Annotated in this window: 21 protein-coding genes and 2 riboswitches; of the genes, 15 read left to right on the forward strand and 6 right to left on the reverse strand. The window is 59.6% G+C overall.

Annotated features, from left to right (window positions below; genetic code table 11):
* Positions 1 to 264 precede the first annotated feature (264 nt).
* A riboswitch (glycine riboswitch) is annotated at positions 265 to 357 on the forward strand.
* 10 nt (positions 358 to 367) lie between these two features.
* Positions 368 to 474: riboswitch (glycine riboswitch) on the forward strand.
* A 41-nt stretch (positions 475 to 515) separates the two neighbouring features.
* The 7 genes from gcvT (at position 516) to HWX34_RS12525 (ending at position 11,438) form a co-directional block, all read left to right on the forward strand.
* Entirely contained in the window at positions 516 to 1,604 is a 1,089-nt protein-coding gene (gcvT, locus tag HWX34_RS12495) for a glycine cleavage system aminomethyltransferase GcvT (RefSeq protein ID WP_178972555.1), read from the forward strand.
* 92 nt (positions 1,605 to 1,696) lie between these two features.
* Positions 1,697 to 2,083 carry a glycine cleavage system protein GcvH gene (gcvH, locus tag HWX34_RS12500; protein WP_062789780.1) on the forward strand — a complete coding sequence of 129 codons (387 nt, stop codon included), beginning with the start codon at positions 1,697 to 1,699 and terminating at the stop codon, positions 2,081 to 2,083.
* Between the two features lie 156 nt (positions 2,084 to 2,239).
* Positions 2,240 to 5,092: an aminomethyl-transferring glycine dehydrogenase gene (gcvP, locus tag HWX34_RS12505; protein ID WP_178972556.1), complete on the forward strand. Its 2,853-nt coding sequence runs from the start codon at positions 2,240 to 2,242 to the stop codon at positions 5,090 to 5,092.
* Between the two features lie 299 nt (positions 5,093 to 5,391).
* The gene (locus tag HWX34_RS12510; protein ID WP_255496704.1) at positions 5,392 to 7,422 is read left to right on the forward strand and encodes a bifunctional diguanylate cyclase/phosphodiesterase; all 2,031 of its coding nucleotides are present in this window, start codon (positions 5,392 to 5,394) and stop codon (positions 7,420 to 7,422) included.
* A 106-nt stretch (positions 7,423 to 7,528) separates the two neighbouring features.
* Positions 7,529 to 9,112 (forward strand): ABC transporter substrate-binding protein, encoded by a 1,584-nt coding sequence (locus HWX34_RS12515; protein ID WP_178972557.1) that lies wholly within the window; start codon positions 7,529 to 7,531, stop codon positions 9,110 to 9,112.
* Positions 9,113 to 9,316: 204 nt separating this feature from the next.
* Positions 9,317 to 9,994, forward strand: a complete 678-nt coding sequence (locus tag HWX34_RS12520) for a TetR/AcrR family transcriptional regulator (RefSeq protein ID WP_178972558.1) — start codon at positions 9,317 to 9,319, stop codon at positions 9,992 to 9,994.
* Between the two features lie 166 nt (positions 9,995 to 10,160).
* Positions 10,161 to 11,438: an O-acetylhomoserine aminocarboxypropyltransferase/cysteine synthase family protein gene (locus HWX34_RS12525; protein WP_178972559.1), complete on the forward strand. Its 1,278-nt coding sequence runs from the start codon at positions 10,161 to 10,163 to the stop codon at positions 11,436 to 11,438.
* Between the two features lie 60 nt (positions 11,439 to 11,498).
* Here the strand turns inward: HWX34_RS12525 and HWX34_RS12530 are convergent, their stop codons facing one another.
* From HWX34_RS12530 to HWX34_RS12540, 3 genes are all read right to left on the reverse strand, one after another.
* The gene (locus tag HWX34_RS12530; RefSeq protein WP_178972560.1) at positions 11,499 to 11,957 is read right to left on the reverse strand and encodes a BLUF domain-containing protein; all 459 of its coding nucleotides are present in this window, start codon (positions 11,955 to 11,957) and stop codon (positions 11,499 to 11,501) included.
* A 119-nt stretch (positions 11,958 to 12,076) separates the two neighbouring features.
* Entirely contained in the window at positions 12,077 to 13,027 is a 951-nt protein-coding gene (locus tag HWX34_RS12535) for a hypothetical protein (RefSeq protein ID WP_178972561.1), read from the reverse strand.
* 3 nt (positions 13,028 to 13,030) lie between these two features.
* Positions 13,031 to 13,603 carry a LemA family protein gene (locus HWX34_RS12540; protein WP_178972562.1) on the reverse strand — a complete coding sequence of 191 codons (573 nt, stop codon included), beginning with the start codon at positions 13,601 to 13,603 and terminating at the stop codon, positions 13,031 to 13,033.
* Between the two features lie 111 nt (positions 13,604 to 13,714).
* Here HWX34_RS12540 and HWX34_RS12545 point away from each other — a divergent pair, with 111 nt between their 5' ends.
* Positions 13,715 to 14,569, forward strand: a complete 855-nt coding sequence (locus HWX34_RS12545; RefSeq protein ID WP_178972563.1) for a Rossmann-like and DUF2520 domain-containing protein — start codon at positions 13,715 to 13,717, stop codon at positions 14,567 to 14,569.
* Here HWX34_RS12545 and pncB read toward each other — a convergent pair.
* From pncB to HWX34_RS12560, 3 genes are read right to left on the reverse strand one after another with little or no spacing between them, the layout of a single operon-like run.
* Entirely contained in the window at positions 14,555 to 15,781 is a 1,227-nt protein-coding gene (pncB, locus tag HWX34_RS12550; RefSeq protein WP_178972564.1) for a nicotinate phosphoribosyltransferase, read from the reverse strand. The two genes, HWX34_RS12545 and pncB, sit on opposite strands and share 15 nt — an antisense overlap.
* An 11-nt stretch (positions 15,782 to 15,792) precedes the next feature.
* On the reverse strand, positions 15,793 to 16,497 hold the full coding sequence (locus HWX34_RS12555) for an SAM-dependent methyltransferase (RefSeq protein ID WP_178972565.1): 705 nt from the start codon (positions 16,495 to 16,497) through the stop codon (positions 15,793 to 15,795).
* A complete protein-coding gene (locus tag HWX34_RS12560; RefSeq protein ID WP_178972566.1) occupies positions 16,497 to 17,075 on the reverse strand; it encodes a nucleoside triphosphate pyrophosphatase in 579 nt (192 codons plus the stop codon). The genes HWX34_RS12555 and HWX34_RS12560 overlap by 1 nt, the downstream gene beginning before the upstream one ends.
* A 59-nt stretch (positions 17,076 to 17,134) precedes the next feature.
* Between HWX34_RS12560 and HWX34_RS12565 the strand changes: the two genes are divergently transcribed.
* The 7 genes from HWX34_RS12565 to acpP all read left to right on the forward strand — a co-directional run bounded on the left by HWX34_RS12565 (position 17,135) and on the right by acpP (position 22,163).
* Positions 17,135 to 17,635: a DUF177 domain-containing protein gene (locus tag HWX34_RS12565; RefSeq protein WP_178972567.1), complete on the forward strand. Its 501-nt coding sequence runs from the start codon at positions 17,135 to 17,137 to the stop codon at positions 17,633 to 17,635.
* A 35-nt stretch (positions 17,636 to 17,670) separates the two neighbouring features.
* Positions 17,671 to 17,850, forward strand: a complete 180-nt coding sequence (gene rpmF, locus HWX34_RS12570; RefSeq protein WP_045846169.1) for a 50S ribosomal protein L32 — start codon at positions 17,671 to 17,673, stop codon at positions 17,848 to 17,850.
* Between the two features lie 68 nt (positions 17,851 to 17,918).
* A complete protein-coding gene (gene plsX / locus HWX34_RS12575; RefSeq protein ID WP_178972568.1) occupies positions 17,919 to 18,956 on the forward strand; it encodes a phosphate acyltransferase PlsX in 1,038 nt (345 codons plus the stop codon).
* A gap of 7 nt (positions 18,957 to 18,963) precedes the next feature.
* On the forward strand, positions 18,964 to 19,923 hold the full coding sequence (locus tag HWX34_RS12580; protein ID WP_045846171.1) for a beta-ketoacyl-ACP synthase III: 960 nt from the start codon (positions 18,964 to 18,966) through the stop codon (positions 19,921 to 19,923).
* A gap of 154 nt (positions 19,924 to 20,077) precedes the next feature.
* Positions 20,078 to 21,007, forward strand: a complete 930-nt coding sequence (fabD, locus tag HWX34_RS12585) for an ACP S-malonyltransferase (protein ID WP_178972569.1) — start codon at positions 20,078 to 20,080, stop codon at positions 21,005 to 21,007.
* Between the two features lie 69 nt (positions 21,008 to 21,076).
* On the forward strand, positions 21,077 to 21,814 hold the full coding sequence (gene fabG / locus HWX34_RS12590) for a 3-oxoacyl-ACP reductase FabG (RefSeq protein WP_178972570.1): 738 nt from the start codon (positions 21,077 to 21,079) through the stop codon (positions 21,812 to 21,814).
* Positions 21,815 to 21,923: 109 nt separating this feature from the next.
* Complete coding sequence (gene acpP, locus HWX34_RS12595; RefSeq protein ID WP_019103041.1) at positions 21,924 to 22,163, forward strand: acyl carrier protein; 240 nt, start codon at positions 21,924 to 21,926, stop codon at positions 22,161 to 22,163.
* Positions 22,164 to 22,297: the final 134 nt, after the last annotated feature.

The following is a 22,297-nucleotide window of genomic DNA, read 5'->3' on the forward strand; positions in this document are numbered from 1 at the left end:
GAAGAGCGGTATCGAGTGGTACTGAGTGGGGTGCAGAAACACCTGCTGCTACGTTGTGACGTCGGCAGAAGTGCAGGTGAGATGTGGATCAACAAGGGCTGCTGCGGCAGCCCTTTTGTCATTCCTGATCAATAATGAATAAATTGTGACAAGAAATTATTCGTATTTTTTCGATTGCGAAAATAATGCAAAAACAACAGGATAGATCACTTCGCGTGAAGATATTCTTGGCTTGCCTTTGTCTTTATCTGCAACGATAATCGCCCCCATCATGCAGGAGAGAGTGGCCAATCGCGGCCACCGCCGAAGGCGCAAGCGCACCCGCAATCGCTCAGGCAAAAGGACTGCATCATCGGATATCACGTATCTGCTTTACTCTGGAGAGTGCTGCCCGTAGAGGCAGCCACCGAAGGGGCTAACGGCGGCTGAAAACGCCCGCCGGAAAATCTCAGGTGTCAGGACAGAGGGGTGTTGTACCAAGACAGGCAAAACACCCCCTTTGCAAGGACGCACAGATGACGGCACCGAAACGTACCCCCCTGTTTGACGCTCATGTCGCCGCCGGCGCCAAGATGGTTGATTTCGCCGGTTGGGAAATGCCCATCCATTACGGCTCCCAGCTTAAGGAACATGAGATCGTGCGCAGCGACGCCGGCATGTTCGATGTGTCCCACATGACCGTGATCGACATCACCGGCAGCGATGCCAAAGCCTGGCTGCAACAGCTGATCGCCAACGACGTAGCCAAGCTGCCCTTCGAAGGCAAGGCCCTGTACTCCGGCATGCTGACCGAAGACGGCACCGTGGTGGACGACCTGATTGTCTACCTGACTTCTTATGGCTACCGCATGGTGGTGAATGCCGGTACCACTGATAAAGACCTGGCCTGGATGGATAGCCACAAGGCTGGTTTCGATGTCTCCCTCAATGTCCGTCGCGACCTGGCCATGCTGGCCGTGCAAGGCCCCAATGCCATTGCCAAGGTCTGTGCGTTCAAGCCGCAACTGGCCGACGCCATTCAATCACTCAAGGTATTCCAGGGCTTGCCTGCAGGCGACTGGTTCTTTGCCCGAACCGGCTACACCGGTGAAGACGGTCTGGAAATCATGATTCCGGCCGGTGAAGCCATCAACTTCTTCAATGAACTCGTTGCCGCTGGCGTAGCCCCCATTGGCCTGGGCGCGCGTGACACCCTACGTCTGGAAGCCGGCATGAATCTGTACGGCCACGACATGGACGAAACCGTGTCCCCGCTGCAGGCCGGCATGGGCTGGACCATTGCCTGGGAACCGGCCAGCCGTGACTTCATCGGCCGCAAGGCACTGGAAGCCCAAAAGGCCGCCGGTGTGCCGATGAAGCAGGTGGGCCTGGTGCTGGAAGGCCGTGGCGTGCTGCGTGAAGGCCAGAAAGTGGTAGTGGAAGGCGTGGGTGATGGCATCATCACCAGCGGCACCTTCTCGCCCACCCTCAAGCACTCCATCGCTATCGCCCGTGTACCGGCAGCAACCGGTGCCGACGCACAGGTGGATTTGCGTGGTACGCTCACCGCTGTCCGCGTGGTGAAGATGCCGTTCGTGCGCAACGGCAAGAAAGTTTTCGAATAACTGCGAGCCGGAATGCAGCAAGCCAGCCCTTGGCGCTGGCTAGCTGTTTCCCGCTCCCGTAACGGTTCAACCAATCCGAGGAGATTCAATCCATGAGCAATATCCCTGCCGAACTGAAATACGTTGCCAGCCACGAATGGCTGCGTCTGGAAGCTGACGGTTCCGTCACCGTGGGCATTACCGAACATGCACAAGAGCTGCTGGGCGACATCGTGTTCGTCGAGCTGCCGAAAGTGGGTGCTAACCTGGCTGCTGAAGAGCAAGCCGGCGTGGTGGAATCGGTAAAAGCCGCTTCCGACGTATACGCCCCGATCGCCGGTGAAGTGCTGGAAGTGAACGCCGAACTGGAAGCCGCTCCCGAGCTGGCCAACAGCGAGCCCTATGGCGCTGGCTGGTTCTTCAAGATCAAGCCGGCCAATGCCGCAGATCTGGACAGCCTGCTGGATGCCGCTGGCTACGCCAAGGAAATCGGCGCCTGATTGCACGTTGTAAAAGCCTCGTGATGCTGACCATCGCGGGGCTTTTTCAGTTTCAGAGCCTGTTCAGAATCAGCCAGCTTGGCAAAACGTCTTGCTCCCGCTTGCGGGATTTTGAACAGATTCTCAGGCACAGCTCTTCATTACCGGACACCCACCATGACTCTTGCTTCCCTGTTTAACCGTAGCGAATTCATTGCCCGCCATATCGGCCCTTCCGATGCCGAGCGCAGCGACATGCTGGCCGAAATCGGTGCCGCCTCGCTGGACGATCTGGTTGCCCAGACCCTGCCGGCCGACATCCGCCTGAACCGTGCGCTGGACCTGCCGTCCCCGGTGCCGGAAGCCGAAGCCCTGGCCGCGCTGAAAGAAGTGGCCAGCCGCAACACCGTCAACAAGTCTTTCATCGGCCTGGGTTACTACCCGGTGCTGACTCCCACCGTGATCCTGCGCAATGTGCTGGAAAATCCGGGCTGGTACACCGCTTACACTCCGTACCAGGCTGAAATCGCCCAGGGTCGTCTGGAGGCGCTGCTGAACTACCAGCAAATGGTGATGGACCTCACCGGCCTGGAAATGGCCAATGCCTCGCTGCTGGACGAAGCCACCGCCGCCGCCGAAGCCATGGCTATGGCGCGCCGTGTGTCCAAGAGCAAGTCCGCGCAGTTCTTTGTCGACAGCCGTGTGCTGCCGCAAACGCTGGACGTGATGAAAACCCGTGCCAAGTACTTCGGTTTCGAGCTGGTTTCCGGTCATCCGGAAGAGGCTGGCAATGGTGACTACTTTGGCGCGCTGTTCCAGTATCCGGGCGAAGCGGGCGACCTGATCGACCTGACCCCCTACATTGCTGCCGTCAAGGCCAAGGGTGGTGTGGCCGTGGTGGCCGCCGACATCATGGCGCTGGTGGCACTGAAGTCCCCGGCCGAAATGGGCGCTGACGTTGCCGTTGGCAACACCCAGCGCTTTGGCGTGCCGATGGGCTACGGTGGCCCGCACGCTGCCTACTTTGCCTTCAAGGATGAAATGAAGCGCTCGGCGCCGGGCCGCATCATCGGTGTGTCGGTGGACGCCAAGGGCAAGACCGCGCTGCGCATGGCGCTGCAAACCCGCGAGCAGCACATCCGCCGCGAAAAAGCCAACTCCAATATCTGTACCAGCCAGGTACTGCTGGCCAATATCGCCGGCATGTACGCGGTGTACCACGGTGCCGAAGGCGTCAAGCGCATTGCCAGCCGCATCCACCGTCTGGCTGCCATCTTCGCCCATGCGGTGAAGAGCGCCGGTGGCAAGCTGGTATTCGACCGCTTCTACGATACCGTACAGGTGGAAACGGCCAATGCCGATGCCATCTACGCCGCTGCACTGGCTGCCGGTTACAACCTGCGTCGCGTCTCCGCCAGCGTGCTGGGCGTGGCCTTCCACGAAGCGGCTACCGAGGCTGATCTGGCTGCGCTGATCCAGCTGTTTACCGGCAAGGATGCCGACATCGCCGCGCTGGATGCCGCCGCTGCCGATGCCATCCCGGCCGGACTCAAGCGCGAATCCGCCTTCTTCACCCACCCGGTGTTCAACACCCACCACAGCGAGCACGAGATGCTGCGCTACCTGAAGAAGCTGGAAAACCGCGACCTGGCGATGAATCACTCGATGATTTCGCTGGGCAGCTGCACCATGAAGCTGAATGCCACCAGCGAGATGATTCCCATCACCTGGCCGGAATTCGCCAATATGCACCCGTTTGCCCCGCGCGATCAGGCTGCCGGTTACCTGCAACTGATTGACGACCTGCAAACCCAGCTGAAAGCCATCACCGGTTTTGATGCCATCTCCATGCAGCCCAACTCCGGCGCGCAGGGCGAGTACGCCGGCCTGCTGGCCATCAGCCGTTACCACGAAGCGCGTGGCGAAGCGCAGCGCAATATCTGCCTGATTCCGCAGTCCGCCCACGGTACCAACCCGGCGACCGCGCAGATGATGAACATGCAGGTAGTGGTGGTGAAGTGTGACGAATCCGGCAACGTCGACGTGGCCGACCTCAAGGCCAAGGCCGAGCAGCATTCGGCCAATCTGGCGGCGCTGATGATTACCTACCCGTCCACCCACGGTGTGTTCGAACAGCCGATCCGCGAAATCTGCGACATCATCCACAGCCACGGTGGTCAGGTGTATATGGACGGTGCCAACCTGAATGCCCAGGTAGGCCTGTGCCGTCCGGCCGATATCGGTGCCGACGTGTCGCACATGAACCTGCACAAGACCTTCTGCATCCCGCACGGCGGTGGCGGCCCGGGCATGGGCCCCATCGGCCTGAAAGCCCATCTGGCCCCGTTCATGGCCAACCACGTGGTGGCTGACGTGCCGGGTGCGGTTGCCGGTCAGACTGCGGTGTCCGCTGCGCCGTTCGGCTCGGCTTCCATCCTGCCCATCTCCTTCATGTATATCCGCATGATGGGTGCCGAAGGCATGAAGGCCGCCACGGAAAACGCATTGCTGTCGGCCAACTACATGGCCAAGAAGCTGGGTGAGCACTTCCCGGTGCTGTATACCGGTGCCAATGGCCGTGTGGCGCATGAGTGCATCATCGACCTGCGCCCGCTCAAGGCCGCCTGTGGCGTCACCGAAGTGGACGTGGCCAAGCGCCTGATGGACTACGGCTTCCACGCTCCGACCATGAGCTTCCCGGTACCGGGCACGCTGATGATCGAGCCGACCGAATCCGAACCCAAGGCCGAACTGGACCGTTTCATTGCTGCCATGACCGCCATCCGTCAGGAAATCGACCAGGTACAAAACGGCACTTGGCCGGCGGACAACAACCCGCTGCGCAATGCACCGCACAGCAAGGCCGATATCGCTGGTGACTGGGACCGTCCGTACAGCCGCGAAACCGGCCTGTTCCCGCTGCCTTATGTGCTGGAAAACAAGTTCTGGCCGAGCGTGAACCGTATCGACGACGTATACGGCGACCGCAACCTGGTGTGCAGCTGCCCCAGCACCGACAGCTATCTGTAAGCCAGCCGGGCCTCTGTGTGGCCTGTCGCATGCGCTGAGAGCATAAGCCCCCGTTTTTACGGGGGTTTTTTTGTGCTGCGACCGAGCTTGACTGCCAGGTAGTCCGCGCGAAACGGCCTGGTCTGAAGCCCATGCTGCTTAAATGATGGGCAGGCGTTAACGAAATGAGATTTATTTTAAGTTTATGGTTTAAAAAAACCGGATGATTGCTAGAATGGGTCTCTTATTCATTGCACATGGCACAAACTTGGTTGTCATGGCTTTACCATTCAGGATGCAAGAGTAGGTTGGAACGCGATATGCCGCACGATGGAGTACCGTTTCCCGAGGAAACCATGGCGCGCTTTGCCTTGCTCGACAGGCTGCGCCATCCGGTATGGGTATTCGATATTGATGCCCGGCGTGTGTATTGGGCCAATACCCCTGCCTTGCAGGTATGGGAGGCGGTCAGTCTGAACGAGTTGTGCAGCCGGGACATGGGGCTGGACATGTCCGACTCCGTGGTGCGTCGTTTGCAGCAGTATCAGAGTGATTTCATCAGCCATGACATGATGTTTTCCGAAACCTGGACACTCTATCCCAACGGCAATCCGCATAACTTGCAGGTGGTGTGCAGTGGCCTGTTCCATCAGGGGCGCATGCTGATGTTGTGCGAGGTGCTGGGCGAACTGCAGGCTGATCCGGAAGACCTGCGTAGTGCGCAAGCCCTGTTGCATTCGCCGGTGTTCATCACCCTCTACCAGGCGGATGGCAAGGCCTTGTATCGCAATCCCAGTGCGCGCGAACAAGTGCTGGACCCGGCAGAGTGCTGGCAGACCCGATTTGTTGATCCTTCCGATCTGGCTGCGCTGCAGCAACAGCTGCAAGAGCATGGCAAGGGCCGGCTGGTGGCCAAGGTACTGACCCGTCAGGGCGAGCGCTGGCATGAGGTGTCGGCACATCATTGCCGCGATGCGGCATCCGGCCAGCCGGCAGTGCTGGTGAGCGAAATGGATGTGAGCGAGCTGAAAGAGGCCGAGGCCCGCGCCAGTTATCTGGCCATGCACGACATCCTCACCGGTCTGCCCAATCGCAATTTTGTCCAGCAGCATTACCCCGCCTTGCTGCAACAAGCCCGCGCGCAAAACCTGGAAGTGGCCCTGTTGTGCATCGACCTGGACCGTTTCAAGAACATCAATGACAGCCTGGGTCATGGCTTTGGCGACTTGCTGCTGGTGCAGATGAGCGAGCGCCTGAAACAACTGCTCTCCCCCGGCCAGCAACTGGCGCGCCAGGGCGGGGACGAATTCCTGCTGATGCTGTGCGCACCTCAGGTCAAGGAGACCGCCGCCAGCCTGGCCGCCTCCATCGTGGAAAGCCTGGGTCGCCCCTTGTGGCTGCACGGGCAGGAAGTCCAGCTGACCGCTTCGGTGGGCATCAGTCTGGGGTCCGACGGGGCTGAGGATGTACAAAGCCATATGCGCCATGCCGACCTGGCCATGTACAGCGCCAAGGAAGCCGGGCGCAATGGCATCCAGTTTTACGACGAATCCATGGATGCGCGCGCCCGGTCGCGTCTGGCGCTGGAGTACGAAATCCGTCGAGGCCTGGAAAATGGTGAATTTGAAGCCTTCTACCAGCCACGGGTGGATTGCTTCAGTGGCCATATTGTTGGTGCCGAGGCGCTGGCGCGCTGGCGCCATCCCGAGCGTGGCCTGGTGTTTCCCGACAGTTTCATCCCCGCCTGTGAGGAAAGCGGCCTGATTCGCGAGCTGGACCGGCAAATCCTGGCACAAGTAGCCACCCAGCTGGCGCGCTGGCAGCGGCAGGGCCGGAACTTGCAGGTGTCAGTCAACCTTTCGGCCAGCCAGTTTGCCGACCCGGAACTGCCCGCTAGCTTGCAGCAGATTCTGCAGCAAAGCGGCTGCCCGGCCGCCTGCATCGAGCTGGAAATCACCGAGTCGCTGCTACTGGCGCACGACCCGCACACCATGAAGACGCTGGCCGCCTTGCGGGCCATGGGGTTTGCCATTGCCATCGACGACTTCGGTACCGGCTATTCCAACCTGGCGTATCTGCAAAACTATCCGCTCAACACCCTCAAGATTGATCGCTCCTTCATTTCCGGCCTGCCGCAAAGTTCCGCCATTCCCGAGCTGATTACCAGCCTGTGTCGCATCCTGAAGCTGGCCATGGTGGCCGAAGGGGTGGAAACCCACGCCCAGCTGGACTGGCTGCGCGAGCAGGGCTGCCAGCAATACCAGGGCTATCTGTGCAGTCGCCCGCTGTCTTTAGGCCACTTCAACGAACTGCTGGAGCATGGCGAAGAGCCACCGCGACGCGCAGTCTGAATAAGCTTAGCGGGAATGCGTCATTCAAATTTGCCGCGTCTTCCCTTAAGCTGATGTCCAGCCGGGGCCCCGCATGATGACGGCATTCCCCCGCACGGAGACCAAGATGAACCTACGCACCCTGTTACCAGCCCTGATGCTGGCCAGCCCCTTGGCGCTGGCTGCGAAACCACTGACTGTCTGTACCGATGCCAATCCGGAAGGTTTTGACGTGGTGCAGTACAACTCGCTGGTGACCACCAATGCCTCGGCCGATGTGCTGATGAACCGGCTGGTGGAATACGATGCGTCCGCTCACAAATTGCAGCCGGGCCTGGCTAGCAGCTGGCAGGTCAGCGCCGATGGCCTCAGCTACACTTTCAAGCTGCGTCCGGGCGTGGCCTTCCACAGTACCGATTACTTCAAGCCCAGCCGCAAGCTCAATGCCGATGATGTGGTATTCAGCTTCGAGCGCATGCTCAACCCGGAACACCCCTGGTACAAGACCGCGGCCAATGGCTATCCGCATGCCCAGTCCATGCAGCTGCCCAAGCTGATCAAGTCGGTCAGCAAGGTGGACGACAACACCGTACGTTTTGAGCTGAACTATCCTGAGTCCACCTTCCTGTCCACGCTGAGCATGGGCTTTGCCTCCATTTACTCTGCCGAATATGCCGCGCAGTTGCAGGCTGCCGGCAAGCAGGCCGAACTCAACAGCAAACCCATCGGCACCGGTCCCTTCGTGTTCCGTAGCTTCCAGAAGGACAACGTGGTGCGTTATCAGCCGAACCTGGCTTACTGGGGGGGCAAACCCAAGGTATCGGCACTGATCTACGCCATCACGCCGGATGCCACCGTACGGGTGCAAAAGCTGAAGGCAGGGGAGTGCCAGCTGGCCTTGTCGGCCAAGCCGCAAGACGTGCTGGCAGTGCAGGGCGACAGCAAGATCCGCGTGCTGTCCACGCCAGCCTTCATGACTGCCTTTGTCGCCATCAACAGCCAGCACAAGCCTTTTGACAATGCGCTGGTTCGGCAGGCAGTCAACCTGGCTTTCGACAAGAACACCTATCTGAAAACCGTGTTCGACGGTACCGCCACCGCCGCCACGCTGCCTTACCCGCCCAATACCTGGAGCTACAACAAGAGCGTCAAACCCTATCCGCAAGACCTGAGCCGCGCGAAAAAGCTGCTGGCCCAGGCTGGCTACCCCAACGGCTTTGACACCACGCTATGGGTCCGCCCCAGCGGCAGTACGCTTAATCCCAATCCCAAGGCCGGGGCCGAGCTGTTGCAGGCCGATCTGGCCAAGGCGGGCATTCGTGCCCAGATCAAGGTGATCGAGTGGGGCGAGCTGATCAAGCGCGGCAAGGCTGGCGAGCACGACTTGCTGTTCATGGGCTGGGCCGGGGATAACGGCGACCCGGACAACTTCCTCACTCCGCAGTTCTCCTGCGCAGCGGTACAGTCCGGCACCAACTTTGCCCGCTATTGCGACCCGAAGCTGGACAAGCTGATTAGCGATGGCAAGAAAACCAGTGACTTTGCCCAGCGCAGCAAGCTGTACCTGCAAGCACAAAAGCTGATCAGCGATCAGGCCTTGTGGCTGCCGCTGGCCCACCCCACAGCCTATGTGCTGGAGCGCAAGGAGGTGAGTGGTTATGCCGCCAACCCGTTTGGCCGCGTCAACTTTGCCACGGTGAATGTGCAGTAAGCCGCCCATCCGACACAGCTGTTCATCCCGATGCAAAAAGGCAGCCTTGTGCTGCCTTTTTGCATCGCCAACCGGCCGGTCATGGCAATCGCTGTGCCGGTCGGGACGGCTTGCGGTATCATGCACGGGTGTTTGTCGATCACAGACGCAGCGGGTGCCGGGAACAGTCTGTCCCGGGGTTCCGCGCACCGGGAAGAACCTGCCATGAGCCGTAAAGAAAGCAAAAGTCCAACCTTTGACCGCATTGTTGAAGCCAGCCTGCAGCTGTTCAACCAGCAGGGCGAGCGTAGCGTCACTACCAACCACATTGCGCGCTATCTGAATATCAGCACCGGCAATCTGTACTACCACTTTGCCTGCAAGGAAGACATCATCAACGAGCTGTACCGGCGCTACTCCAAGGGTATGGCGGATTATCTCAATGCCGCGGGCGAATTGAGCGTGACTGCCTCGGTGGAGGGGCTGGTGTCCTTGCTGGAAAAAGTACTGCGTCATTTGTGGACCTTCCGTTTCATTCCGCAAAGCATTTCCAGCCTGTTTTCGGTCAACCAGTCCTTGCAGGAAAGCTACAGCAAGATCGAAGCCGGGCTGATCAGCCGTGGTGTGGAAAAACTGTTTTTCAAGCTGCGCGACCAGGGCATGCTGGAAGGCGATGACGTGCAGATCGGCTTTCTCGCACGTAATTTCCAGCTGTTGCAAACCGGCTGGATTGCTCGTCCCGACATTGCCAAATGTCCGCAGGAAGCACAGACCGTGGCACGCGAGGGCTGTCTGAGCCTGCTGTATTTCCTGGCACCCTATGTGTCCAGTCGTTTCCGTCAGCCTTTCCAGCGTGTGCTGGCCGGCATGGCCCCGGGGCCGGGGGCCATCCCGGCCATCTGAACCCGTCTTTTGCTGACACTGTGCATGGCCAGTCCTTGACTGGCCATGTGTCATTTTGCGTCGGAATTTTCATAAGCTTTGCAGGAAATCCGGCTTGGCTTCTTCCCCTGCTGACGGTATGGTTGGTGCGATATGCAACAGGCGTAAAGCCACAGGAGAGAAGAAGATGAAACTGGAAACCCTGGCCGTGCACGGAGGCTACAGCCCGGACCCGACCACCAAGGCGGTGGCGGTGCCGCTGTATCAGACCACCAGCTATGCCTTTGACAGCACCCAGCACGGTGCAGACCTGTTCGACCTGAAAGTGCAGGGTAATATCTATACCCGCATCATGAACCCCACCACCGATGTGCTGGAAAAGCGCGTGGCCGCACTGGAAGGCGGCATTGGTGCATTGGCGGTGGCCTCCGGCATGGCGGCCATCAGCTACGCCATCCAGACCATTGCCGAGGCTGGCGACAACATCATTGCCACCAGCACCCTGTATGGCGGCACTTATAACCTGTTTGCCCACACCTTCCCGCAGCTGGGCATCGAAGTGCGCTTCATCGATTACAAGGATCCGGCCTCCATCAGCAAGCTGGTGGATGACAAGACCAAGGCGGTGTTCTGCGAATCGGTGGGCAATCCGCTGGGCAATGTGGTGGACTTTGCCGCCTTTGCCGAAGAAGCCCACAAGCACGGCCTGCCGCTGATTGTGGACAATACCGTGCCCTCGCCGTACCTGTGCCGCCCCTTCGAACATGGTGCCGATATCGTGGTGCACAGCCTCACCAAATACTTGGGTGGTCATGGCACCAGCATTGGCGGCATTATTGTGGATTCCGGCAAATTCCCCTGGGGCGAACATAAAGAGCGCTTTGTGCGCCTGAATACGCCGGATGTCAGCTACCACGGTGTGAATTACGTCGAAGCACTGGGTCCGGCGGCCTATATCGCCCGTGCCCGCGTGGTGCCGCTGCGCAATATGGGCGCCGCCATTTCACCGTTCAATGCCTTCCTGATCCTACAGGGCATCGAAACCCTGGCGCTGCGCCTGGATCGCATTTGCGACAATGCACTGAAGGTGGCAGAACGCCTGCAAGCCCACCCGGCAGTAGAGTGGGTGGAATACGCTGCCCTGCCTTCCAGTCCCAACAAGGTGCTGGTGGATAAATACATGGGCGGTCGCGCTTCGGGCATCCTGTCCTTCGGCATCAAGGGTGGCATCGAGGCCGGTGGCCGTTTTATCGATGCACTGCAACTGGTGACGCGTCTGGTGAATATTGGCGATGCCAAGAGCCTGGCCTGCCACCCGGCTTCCACCACTCACCGCCAGCTGTCGCCGGAAGAGCAGCTCAAGGCCGGGGTGCGACCGGAGCTGATTCGCCTGTCCATTGGCATCGAGCACATCGACGACATTCTGGCTGATGTGGATCAGGCGCTGAAAGCAGCGGCGCTGTAAGTGTGTTCTGCTGAAGCAAAAAAGGCTGCCGGATGGCAGCCTTTTTCCTTGCCCGGCGCATCAGTGCCGGTGAACCACCTGAGGGTTCTGGCCATTGGGCAGGTGGTGGTGCCACTTGCCATTGATGAACTCTTGCACAAAGCGTTTGGCGCGTTCGGCATGTTCCAGCTCGCCATGCGGGGCGATATTGCTCAGATGTATCGGGTGACCCAGCTTGCGCGCCAGCTCTTCGGTATCGATGAATACCAGCGGCTGGCCGGGAAAACTGGGGTGGCTGACGGTTTCGCGTGACAGCAGGGTCAGTTGCAGATGGTGCTTGTCCTGCTGAATGAAGTCGTACAACTCATCCACCGCGGCTTCCTCTCCCTCCAGCATTTGCAGGAAATCCTTATTCATCAGCAACAGCAGACTGTTGATGCCCAGACGCTGGTTGCGGGCACGATAGCCGGCCAGCAGCCCTAACAGGGTTTGTGGTGAATAGGCCGGATTAAGGGCGCTGGAATAAATCAGGCGGATCATTGCAGTCTCCTGGCGCTGGGGCGCTCTTGTGATGATGCGTGCCGGTGTTATTGTCTGGAACCGGTTGGCTCCATGATAGGTGGAATTGTCTTGTCATGCATCTTGTCTGCTGGCAACAGTCAGCTGCCCGCCGCGCCCAGATGCAACCACAGCAGGAAGCTCATCAAGGCGGCCAGGGCGTGCAACCAGGCGCGCCAGCGATAACTCACCGCAACACCTTGTGGCGTGAGGGTGTTGATCAGATAGGGTTTGCCATCTTCCGGCTTGCGCACATGCAAGGTGGGCGGGGTACTGGCCAGCTGCTGGTGTAACTGGCGTACCTCGCGCTCGGCGGCGGCGCGAACCAGCTGCCATTCCTGCTCGTTGATCTGCCCGTTGCCATCCAGATCAAAACGATGTAGCAAGGCAGGCTGGTCCTGCTTCCACTCGCTCAGTTTGGCACCGACATCCTGGCGGAATGCTTGCTGGTCTGGCCGCACGCCGCCGTGGCTGTGCAACTGGCCGAGCACATAGAGCGGGTCGCCTTCGTCTATCCATTCTTCTACCAGCGTTTCATTGCCTTCCTGCCAGCTCTCCCGGTGTGGCGGCTGTACCTCGGCACCCTCCGGGTGGATGATCACCGCCTGCTTGCCATCCTGCAGCACAAAGGACTGATCGCTACACTCCGGTACGGACAGCAGGCTGCCGCTGTCCAGCGTCAGCGGGTCTAGCGTGCGGCCGGACAGGGCGCTGCGCCGGTCATTGTGATAACGCCAGCAGCGGTACCACACGCAGCGGCGACCGGAAAACGGGCTGTAGTTCACCGCGCTTTCATGGTTGGCGGCCACGCCGTAGAGTTCCACATGGCCAAGCGCGGCTGAGGCGGCATGCGCGGTGGGGGTATCTGCAATCAGGCGGTAACGCCGGTAGTTCAGCCACCAGCCAATCAGCCCGCAGGCCAGCATGGCCGGCAGCAGCAGTTGGCGAAATACCGGCAGTCCAAGCTTGAGTCCGGCCACGGCCAGCAACAGGTAAAGGCCAAAGGCCATCCAGCCATTGCGCGTCCACTGCCAGCTTAGCCACTGCTGCATGCTTTAACCCTGGCGGAACAGTTGCGCCAGATCGACATCGCGCTTTTCCGCCGCGCTGAATTGCAGGGCGCGGGCGGGCGGAAAATTGAACAGGCGGGCGATGAGCACGTCGGGAAATTGCTCGATACGCACATTGTTGAGGTTGACGGCATCGTTATATAGCTCGCGCCGGTCGGCAATGGTGTCCTCCAGCTGGCTGATGCGTTCGGATAAATGGGCAAACTGCTGGTCAGCCTTGAGTTCGGGGTAAGCTTCGGCCACGGCCAGTACCTGGCCGATCAGGCCGCGCAGCTTGCCTTCCTCGTGACCCAGGCCTTCCATATTACGGCTCTGCGCGTATTGCGCTACGCCAGCACGCGCCTCCATCACCCGATTGAGGGTTTGCTGTTCGAACTGGGCGTACTGCTTGCACACCTCCACCAGCTTGGGCAGTTCATCGTGACGCTGTTTGAGCAGCACGTCGATATTGGCCCAGCTGCGGGCCACCGCATGCTTGAGATTGACCAGTGCGTTATACAGGGTGACGAAATACAGCAGGACAATGGCGATGATGCCAAAGAAAATCACCAGCTTCATGAAGGGGACTCCCCGGGGCTGCCGTGGTGGCAGGTAAAATACTGTTAAGCAGGATTATTCTAGCGGCATCGTCAGACATGCTGCCAGCAGTGTCAAGAAAGAGGATGGAGAATGCAGGAACTCAACATCATTGGGGCCGGAAAACTGGGGCGTACGCTGGGTCGGCTGGCCCTGCACTGTGGCCGCTACCGGATACAGGACTGTCTGGCACGCAGCTTGCCATCGGCGCAGGCTGCGGTGGATTTTATCGGCAGCGGGCAGGCAGGGTGTCAGCTGGACAGCTTGCGACCGGCAGCGTTGACCCTGTTATCGGTGCCGGACGATGCCATTGCGCCGACTGCGCAGGCACTGGCTGACAGTGGGGTGGTGCGGGCTGGTACCGTGGTGTTTCACGCCAGTGGCGCTGCCGAGGCTGAGTTGCTGGCCCCCTTGCGGGCGGTGGGGGCGCAGGTGGCCAGCCTGCATCCGGCGTTTTCCTTTGCCGATCCGGCGCGGGCGGTGGCGCAATTTGCCGGCACCCTGTGCGCGCTGGAAGGAGATGCAGCAGCGCTGCCCTTGTTGCAGGACTTTGCCGCTGCCATTGGTGCGCAGCCGTTTGCGCTGGCGCCCGGAGGGAAGGCAGCCTATCACGCGGCCTTGTCGGTGGCATCCAATTATCTGGTCACGCTGACCGATATCGCCCGCCAGTTGGCCTTGCAAGGTGGTGTGGATGAGGCTTTGTTATCCGCCTTGCTGGGGCCGCTGATGCAGGGCAGTCTGGCCAATGCGCTGAGTATGGGGCCGCAACCGGCGCTGACCGGACCGATTGTGCGTGGCGATGCCGCAACAGTAGCAAGGCATCTGGAGGTATTGCCGCCGGATTTGCAGCCGGTCTACCGGACGCTGGGCGAGCGGACCGTGGCGCTGGCGGGTGTGCGTCTGCCTGAGAAGGCGCGGCAGACGCTGCTGGCCTTATTGCGCGACTGAATCAGCCACTGGCGCTGCCACTTTGAACACCTGACGCAGATAGGCGAGGAAGGTGGCATCGCTGCACATGGTCTTGCCCGGGCTGTCGGATAGCTTGGCTACCGGCTGGCCGTTGCAGCTCACCAGCTTCAGTACGATTTGCAGTGGCTCCAGCCCCAGGTCATTGGTGAAGTGAGTACCAATGCCAAAACTTACCTGAATATGCGGGCTGTAGCGGCGGTGCAGTTCCAGTGCCCGGTCCACGCTCAGGCCGTCGCTGAAGGTGAGCATCTTGGTGGCCGGGTCGATGCGCAGCTTGCGGTAATGGGCAATGGCCTTGTCCGCCCATTCCACCGCATCGCCACTGTCATGGCGCAGGCCGTCGAACAGCTTGGCAAAGTACAAGTCGAAATCGGCCAGGAAGGCATCCATGCACACCACGTCGGTAAGCGCAATGCCCAGGTCGCCGCGGTATTCCTGCACCCAGGCTTCCAGCGCCGCGTTTTGAAAGTCGCGCAGCCGCACACCCAGCGCCTGGAAGGCCTGAAAGAATTCATGCGCCATGGTGCCGATAGGGGTGATACCCAGCTTCCAGGCCAGCCAGACATTGCTGGTGCCACGGAAAATCTTGGGCAGGGCGGCATTCAGCTGTTCCACCACTTGCTGTTGCCATTCGCGGCTGAAGCGGCGGCGGGTGCCAAAGTCGGAAATCAGCAAGGGAAAGCGCTGGCTGGCGCTTTCTTCTGCTTCGAAGCGCAGCAGGGTGGCAATTTTCTCATCCAGCCGGCGCTGGCCTTCCTCGCGTACTTGCGGGGTGTCCAGGCGGCGGAAGTACAGCTCATTGACGATGGCCAGCACGAAGATCTCGAAGAACATGGCCTGCACCAGCGGTCCTTCGATATGAATGTTCAGTGCATCGCCATCGCATTCCACCTGGATGAAGCGGCGTTGCAGGTGGAACAGCTCCAGATAATCGACAAAATCGCTCTTGATGAAGCGCAAGCTGCGCAGATAAGCCAGTTCCGGCTGGGTGAACTGTAACTGGCACAGCCAGTCCAGCTGCGCCTCCAGCTCCTTGTGCAGCTGCGAGAGGGGGTAATCCGGCTGGTTGCGACAGCGGAAGGCATACTGCCCGTAAGCCGCCGGGAATTGGTGCAAGATGGCCTGTAACATGGTGAATTTGTACAGGTCGGTATCCAGCAGGGAGTGGATCAGCGGCGGCAATTTGGGCATGGGATAGCCTTTCAGGCAGCGTGCAGGATGAAAATGGCCGGTCGCTTGTGAAAATCCGGCGCTTCTTGCGGCCAGTCCTTCACTAGGCGGCTGACAATGGTTTCCGTCGGCAAAGTCAGGTCGCAGGCCACGGCCAGCCGTGTAGAGGGGGCCAGTGTCTCACGCAATTGCTGCAGCAGCGCATTGTTGCGGTAAGGGGTTTCAATGAACACCTGGGTTTCATTGCGCTGGCGCGAGCGTTGTTCCAGCTCCTTCACCACTTTGGCCTTTTCGGCGGCATCCACCGGCAGATAGCCATGGAAGGCAAAGCACTGGCCATTGGCTCCGGAGGCCATCAGCGCCAGCAAAATCGAAGAAGGGCCGATCAAGGGGGCGACACGGATGCCGCGCTCGTGCGCCAGTGCCACCAGCTGTGCGCCGGGGTCGGCCACTGCCGGGCAGCCGGCTTCGGAAATCAGCCCTACGTCTTCACCCGCCAGTAGCGGTGCCAGCAGGGCGGCAACATCGGCAGGCTTGGTGTGCTCGTTGAGCGTGTTCATGGCCAGTTCGCGAATCGGCGTGCTGACGCCCAGCGCCTTCAGGTGCTTGCGCGCGGTTTTTTCCGCCTCCACCACAAAGTGGCGGATATGCAGCACTTTGGCTGCCTCGGCTGCGGGCAGCCAGGCAATACTTTCGTCACCCAGCGGGGCGGGAATCAGAAACAGGGTGCCAGCCATTACAGAATCTCCACGCCTTCGGCGTTCAACATGCTGATGAGTTGGAACAGCGGGACGCCGATCAGCGCGTTCGGGTCGTCCGACTCCACTTTTTCCAGCAGCGCACCACCCAGGCCTTCGCTCTTGGCGCTGCCAGCACAGTGCAGGGCATCCGGCTCGCGCGTCAGGTAGTTGCGGATTTGCTGTTCGGTGAGCTGACGCAAGGTGACGCGGGTAATGCCCACGGTTTCCTGCAAGCGCCCGCTGGCGGTGTTGTATAGTGCCAACGCCGAATGAAACACCACGGTGCGGCCGCTCATCCACTGCAGCATGGCCACGCCTTTGTCGAAGGAACCCGGTTTGCCGATTTGCTGGCCATCCAGCAAGGCCACCTGGTCGGAACCGATGATCAGGGCATGCGGATAGTCGGCTGCCAGCGACTGGGCCTTGGTACGTGCCAGGCGTACGGCGGTGTCCAGCGCGCTTTCGTCCGGCAGCGGGGTTTCGTCGCACACCGGCGGTACGGCAGTGAAGGGGAGGCCCAAGCGGGCGATGATTTCCTGCCGGTAGCGGGAGGTGGAAGCCAGGATGATCTGCATGGTGGTATTGCTTGATTATTTTGACAAATCGGGGAGGCGGATTATATCATGCTGGGTTTATGTCTAACCCGATTTTGATCGACCCGCTCAAGTTCGCCCGTGAGGGCCGCGTTCTGACCGGCAAACTGCCCGTCAGCACCCTGGACGAGCGTGTGCACAGCGACCTGTCCGACACCTCCGGTACGGTGGAATACACCCTGGAAGGTTTTCGCGATGGCTCGTCCCGCCTTTCCCTGCGCATGCAGGTGAAAGCCAGCGTTGCGGTAAGCTGCCAGCGTTGTCTGGAAGTGATGCCGTACGAGGTGAATACCGATTCGGTGCTTACTTTGTTCACCCGGCAGGAAAAGCTGGATGAAGCCTGCGAGCTGGACGAAACGCTGGATGCCATTCTCGCGCCGGAAGAGCTTGATGTGGTGGCAATGATCGAAGACGAAATCATCATGGGCTTGCCGCACTCGACGAAACACGACGAATGCGGTTCGGAAGCTCTGACACGTGCCAAGGCTGACAAGCCCAATCCGTTTGCGGTGCTGGCCACGTTGAAGATCTCCAAGTCTTGAATTATCAATACACGCGATTTTCCTAGGAGTCGAACATGGCTGTTCAACAGAACAAAAAGTCCCCGTCCAAGCGCGGCATGCATCGTGCCCACGATTTTCTGACCGCTCCGTCGCTGGCCAAAGAGCCGACGACCGGTGAAACCCACCTGCGTCACCACATCAGCCCGAACGGCTTCTACCGTGGTCGCAAGGTTGTTGCCACCAAAGGCGAATAATTCGTCCTTTCTCACCCAATACTTACCGTTTGTATAAAAACAGGTAGGTTTCACTACCGTACACGTTGATGACTATCACCGTCGCGGTTGATGCAATGGGCGGTGACGTTGGCCTCAAGGTCACCGTCCCAGCATCGATCCAATTCCTGCAAGACCATCCCAACGCCAATCTGATTCTTGTCGGAGACCAGGCAGCCATCGAGGCTGAATTGTCCCGTCATCCGGGTGTTGCGCGTTCGCGCGTCCGTATCCAGCATGCCACGCAAGTGGTGGGCATGGACGAATCGCCGCAGCTCGCCCTGAAGAACAAGAAAGATTCGTCCATGCGGGTGGCGATCAATCTGGTAAAGGAAGGCGAGGCGCAAGCCGCCGTGTCTGCCGGTAATACCGGCGCACTGATGGCAACCGCACGCTTTGTCCTCAAAACCATCCCGGGCATCGAACGACCGGCCATCGCCAAGATGATGCCGTCCATCAAGGGCAGTACCTGCATGCTGGACCTTGGTGCCAACGTCGATTGCACGCCGGAGCAACTTCTGCAGTTCGGCATCATGGGTTCGGAGCTGGTTTCCAGCATCACCGGCAATGCCAATCCGCGTGTCGGGCTGCTCAATATCGGTTCGGAAGACATCAAGGGTAACGACAGCGTCAAGCGCGCTGGCGAGTATCTGCGTCAGTCCGAGCTGAATTTCATCGGTAATGTCGAAGGTAACGACGTCTACAAAGGCACGGTAGATGTGGTAGTCTGCGACGGTTTTACCGGCAATGTGGCGCTCAAGTCGGCTGAGGGGCTGGCGCACATGATTGCCTCTTTCCTGCGGCAGGAATTCACCCGCAACTGGTGGACCCGCCTGTGCGCGCTGGCAGCCATGCCGGTGCTCAATCAGTTCCGCAAACGTGTCGACCCGCGTCGTTACAACGGTGCCAGCTTGCTGGGCCTGCGTGGCATCGTGGTGAAAAGTCATGGTGGAACCGATGCCGTTGGATTCCGTTTCGCGCTGGAACAGGCTTGCGAGGAAGCCGGCTCCGACGTGATTGGTCATATTACCGACCGGGTTGCACACCAATTAAACAATCTCAAGCAAGCCGAGCCGGAAGCGAACTGATTAATACATGGCCCATTCCCGCATTCTAGGCACTGGCAGCTACCTGCCATCCAATGTGCTCACGAATGCGATGCTGGCCGAGCGCGTGGAAACCAGTGACGAGTGGATTGTCTCGCGCACTGGCATCCATGCCCGCCACATCGTGTCCGATGAAGAAACCACCAGCGATCTGGCGCTGAAGGCAGCAGAAGCTGCCATCCAGAGCGCTGGCATCGACAAGACCGAGATCGATCTGATCATCGTCGCCACCACCACGCCTGACATGATTTTCCCCAGCACCGCCTGCCTGTTGCAGGAAAAACTGGGCATTCATGGCTGTGCCGCATTCGACGTGCAGGCGGTTTGTGCCGGTTTCATGTTTGCCCTCACCACCGCGCACAACTACATCAAGGGTGGCATGGCCAGCAAAGTGCTGGTAGTCGGTGCCGAAGTGATGTCGCGCGTGATGGACTGGGAAGACCGCCGCACCTGCGTACTGTTTGGTGACGGTGCCGGTGCCGTGGTACTGGGTGCCTCGGAGGAACCGGGCATCCTGCATGCCAAGCTGGCCTCCGATGGCCGCTACAAAGACATTCTGAATACCCCGGCACAGATTTCCGGCGGCAAGATCCAGGGCATTCCCTTCTTGCACATGGACGGCCCGGCGGTGTTCAAGTTTGCCGTCAAGGCGCTGTCCGACATCGCCAGCACTACACTGGCCGAGGCTGGTGTCGACAAGACACAAGTCGACTGGCTGGTGCCGCATCAGGCCAATTTGCGCATCATCGAATCCACGGCCAAGCACCTGGGCATGTCGATGGAGCGGGTGATCGTAACATTGCCGCAACAGGGCAATACCTCGGCGGCATCCATTCCGCTGGCGCTGGATCATGCGGTGCGTGACGGTCGTATCCAGCGCGGTCAGACCATTCTGCTGGAAGGCATTGGCGGTGGTTTTGCCTGGGGTGCCGTGTTGCTGAAGTACTGATTCTTCGCGACGGGAGCATCGCAGGTTTCATGCCGTGTCTTGCGTACAGATAACGCCCATTTTCATGGGCGTTTGATCTGACTGCTTGGCAGCACGGTCTGATTGCCTCATCCTTCCGTCGATTATTATTCCGTCGAAATTGCGGAGACTGTCTATGGCGTTTGCCTTTCTCTTTCCCGGTCAGGGCTCGCAAAGCCTGAAAATGATGGATGGTTTTGCCGACCTGCCGGTGGTGAAACACACCTTCGAAGAAGCCTCCACCGCGCTGGGCGTGGACCTGTGGGCCATGCTGCAGGCTGACAGTGCCGAGGCCATCAATGCCACGGTCAATACCCAGCCCATCATGCTGGCTGCCGGTGTGGCCACTTATCTGGCCTGGCAGGATGTCAGCGGCCAGCAGCCTGCTGTTGTTGCCGGCCACAGCCTGGGTGAATACACCGCGCTGGTGGCGGCTGGTGCGCTGCCTTTTGCCGAAGCGGTCAAGCTGGTGCGCCTGCGTGCCGAAGCCATGCAGAACGCCGTGCCGGCTGGGCAGGGTGCCATGGCGGCCATTCTGAACCTGTCGGACGATGACGTACGTGCAGCCTGTGCCGAAGCGGCCAATGGCGAGGTGGTGGAAGCCGTCAATTTCAATTCCCCGGGGCAGGTGGTGATTGCTGGCTCCAAGGCTGCGGTCGAGCGCGCCATGGAAGCCTGCAAGGCCCGTGGTGCCAAGCGTGCGCTGCCGCTGCCGGTATCGGTGCCTTCGCACTGTGCGCTGATGAAGCCGGCCGGCATGCAATTGGCCGAAGCCCTGCTGCAAGTACACATCAATACCCCGGCCATTCCGGTGCTGCACAATGCCGACGTGGCCAGCTACAGCGACGCGGCGGATATCCGCGATGCGTTGGTACGCCAGCTGTACAGCCCGGTGCGCTGGACCGAAACCATCCAGAAACTGGCTGCAGACGGCATCGTCAGCATGGCCGAGTGTGGTCCTGGCAAGGTGCTGGCGGGTTTGGCCAAGCGTATCGACGGCAACGTCAAGTGCCTGGCACTGACTGACGCTGCTGCGCTGCAAGCGGCCAAGGCCGAACTGCAATGATATTCAGCTGCCAGCCGGTATCGTGCGCGGCTGGTGGCTGGTGATGTACACAACAAGGAGACATCCTCAATGAGTCTGCAAGGCAAAGTAGCCCTGGTTACCGGCGCTTCGCGTGGCATTGGCGCAGCCATTGCCGATGCGCTGCAAGCCGAGGGCGCCATTGTCATTGGTACCGCGACTTCCGAGTCCGGCGCTGCTGCCATCAATGAACGTCTGGCTGCCAATGGTGGTGCTGGTCGTGTGCTGAACGTGACGGAAAACGGTGCCATTGAAGCGCTGGTTGACGCCATCGACAAGGAATTCGGCGCAGTGGCCATTCTGGTCAACAATGCCGGCATTACCCGCGACGGCCTGTTGATGCGCATGAAGGACGACGACTGGGATGCCATCATGGATACCAACCTGAAGTCGGTATTCAAGGCGTCCAAGGCTGTGCTGCGCGGCATGATGAAGGCCCGCTGGGGTCGCATCATCAATATCGCTTCGGTGGTGGGTGCCACCGGCAATCCCGGTCAAACCAACTACGCAGCGGCCAAAGCCGGTATCATGGGCTTCACCAAGTCCATGGCACGCGAGGTTGGCAGTCGCAATATCACGGTAAACTGTGTGGCACCGGGTTTTATCGACACCGACATGACCCGTGCACTGCCGGAAGAACAGCGCACCGCGCTGGTGGGCCAGATTTCCCTGGGCCGCCTGGGCGATGCCAAGGATATTGCTGACGCAACCGCCTTCCTGGCATCGGACCGTGCGGCCTATATCACCGGCCAAACACTGCATGTCAATGGCGGCATGTTTATGCCTTAAACCGGTCCTGTCGAACAAAAGACAAGATTTAGGTGGGCTGCTCTAATTTTTTTTTGTAGAATACACGGGTTTTGTGATCCCGAATCAGAAAGGTCAAGGGTTTAGACAAATGGAAAACATCGAAGCGCGCGTTAAAAAGATCGTTGCCGAACAACTGGGCGTAAACGAAGCTGAAGTCAAGATCGAATCGTCCTTCGTTGATGATCTGGGCGCTGACTCCCTCGACACCGTTGAGCTGGTAATGGCTCTGGAAGAAGAGTTCGAGTGCGAAATCCCGGACGAAGAAGCTGAAAAGATCACCACTGTTCAGCAAGCCGTTGATTACGTTACCGCCCACCTGAACAAGTAATACTTTCAGGCCTGTACAGGACCTCTGCGCGGTGTGGCCTTGGCTCGCCTGCAGAGGTTCTTTTGTTATAGAGGGTTCCAAACGTCCGTTTGACTGTCATCAACTTCACACGGAAGTTGTGGGATCATCGGGAG

The organism is Aquitalea sp. LB_tupeE, assembly GCF_013391415.1.
Taxonomy (GTDB): domain Bacteria; phylum Pseudomonadota; class Gammaproteobacteria; order Burkholderiales; family Chromobacteriaceae; genus Aquitalea.

What these genes read in the sequence shown, in the direction of transcription:
- fabG (WP_178972570.1), top strand. Translation starts at nt 21,077, where the DNA reads ATGAGTCTGCAAGGCAAAGTAGCCCTGGTTACCGGCGCTTCGCGTGGC.
- HWX34_RS12565 (WP_178972567.1), top strand. Translation starts at nt 17,135, where the DNA reads ATGTCTAACCCGATTTTGATCGACCCGCTCAAGTTCGCCCGTGAGGGC.
- HWX34_RS12515 (WP_178972557.1), top strand. Translation starts at nt 7,529, where the DNA reads ATGAACCTACGCACCCTGTTACCAGCCCTGATGCTGGCCAGCCCCTTG.
- HWX34_RS12530 (WP_178972560.1), bottom strand. Translation starts at nt 11,957, where the DNA reads ATGATCCGCCTGATTTATTCCAGCGCCCTTAATCCGGCCTATTCACCA.
- HWX34_RS12540 (WP_178972562.1), bottom strand. Translation starts at nt 13,603, where the DNA reads ATGAAGCTGGTGATTTTCTTTGGCATCATCGCCATTGTCCTGCTGTAT.
- HWX34_RS12560 (WP_178972566.1), bottom strand. Translation starts at nt 17,075, where the DNA reads ATGCAGATCATCCTGGCTTCCACCTCCCGCTACCGGCAGGAAATCATC.
- pncB (WP_178972564.1), bottom strand. Translation starts at nt 15,781, where the DNA reads ATGCCCAAATTGCCGCCGCTGATCCACTCCCTGCTGGATACCGACCTG.
- plsX (WP_178972568.1), top strand. Translation starts at nt 17,919, where the DNA reads ATGACTATCACCGTCGCGGTTGATGCAATGGGCGGTGACGTTGGCCTC.
- HWX34_RS12525 (WP_178972559.1), top strand. Translation starts at nt 10,161, where the DNA reads ATGAAACTGGAAACCCTGGCCGTGCACGGAGGCTACAGCCCGGACCCG.
- rpmF (WP_045846169.1), top strand. Translation starts at nt 17,671, where the DNA reads ATGGCTGTTCAACAGAACAAAAAGTCCCCGTCCAAGCGCGGCATGCAT.
- HWX34_RS12520 (WP_178972558.1), top strand. Translation starts at nt 9,317, where the DNA reads ATGAGCCGTAAAGAAAGCAAAAGTCCAACCTTTGACCGCATTGTTGAA.
- HWX34_RS12545 (WP_178972563.1), top strand. Translation starts at nt 13,715, where the DNA reads ATGCAGGAACTCAACATCATTGGGGCCGGAAAACTGGGGCGTACGCTG.
- HWX34_RS12580 (WP_045846171.1), top strand. Translation starts at nt 18,964, where the DNA reads ATGGCCCATTCCCGCATTCTAGGCACTGGCAGCTACCTGCCATCCAAT.
- HWX34_RS12535 (WP_178972561.1), bottom strand. Translation starts at nt 13,027, where the DNA reads ATGCAGCAGTGGCTAAGCTGGCAGTGGACGCGCAATGGCTGGATGGCC.
- gcvP (WP_178972556.1), top strand. Translation starts at nt 2,240, where the DNA reads ATGACTCTTGCTTCCCTGTTTAACCGTAGCGAATTCATTGCCCGCCAT.
- HWX34_RS12510 (WP_255496704.1), top strand. Translation starts at nt 5,392, where the DNA reads ATGCCGCACGATGGAGTACCGTTTCCCGAGGAAACCATGGCGCGCTTT.
- gcvH (WP_062789780.1), top strand. Translation starts at nt 1,697, where the DNA reads ATGAGCAATATCCCTGCCGAACTGAAATACGTTGCCAGCCACGAATGG.
- gcvT (WP_178972555.1), top strand. Translation starts at nt 516, where the DNA reads ATGACGGCACCGAAACGTACCCCCCTGTTTGACGCTCATGTCGCCGCC.
- fabD (WP_178972569.1), top strand. Translation starts at nt 20,078, where the DNA reads ATGGCGTTTGCCTTTCTCTTTCCCGGTCAGGGCTCGCAAAGCCTGAAA.
- acpP (WP_019103041.1), top strand. Translation starts at nt 21,924, where the DNA reads ATGGAAAACATCGAAGCGCGCGTTAAAAAGATCGTTGCCGAACAACTG.
- HWX34_RS12555 (WP_178972565.1), bottom strand. Translation starts at nt 16,497, where the DNA reads ATGGCTGGCACCCTGTTTCTGATTCCCGCCCCGCTGGGTGACGAAAGT.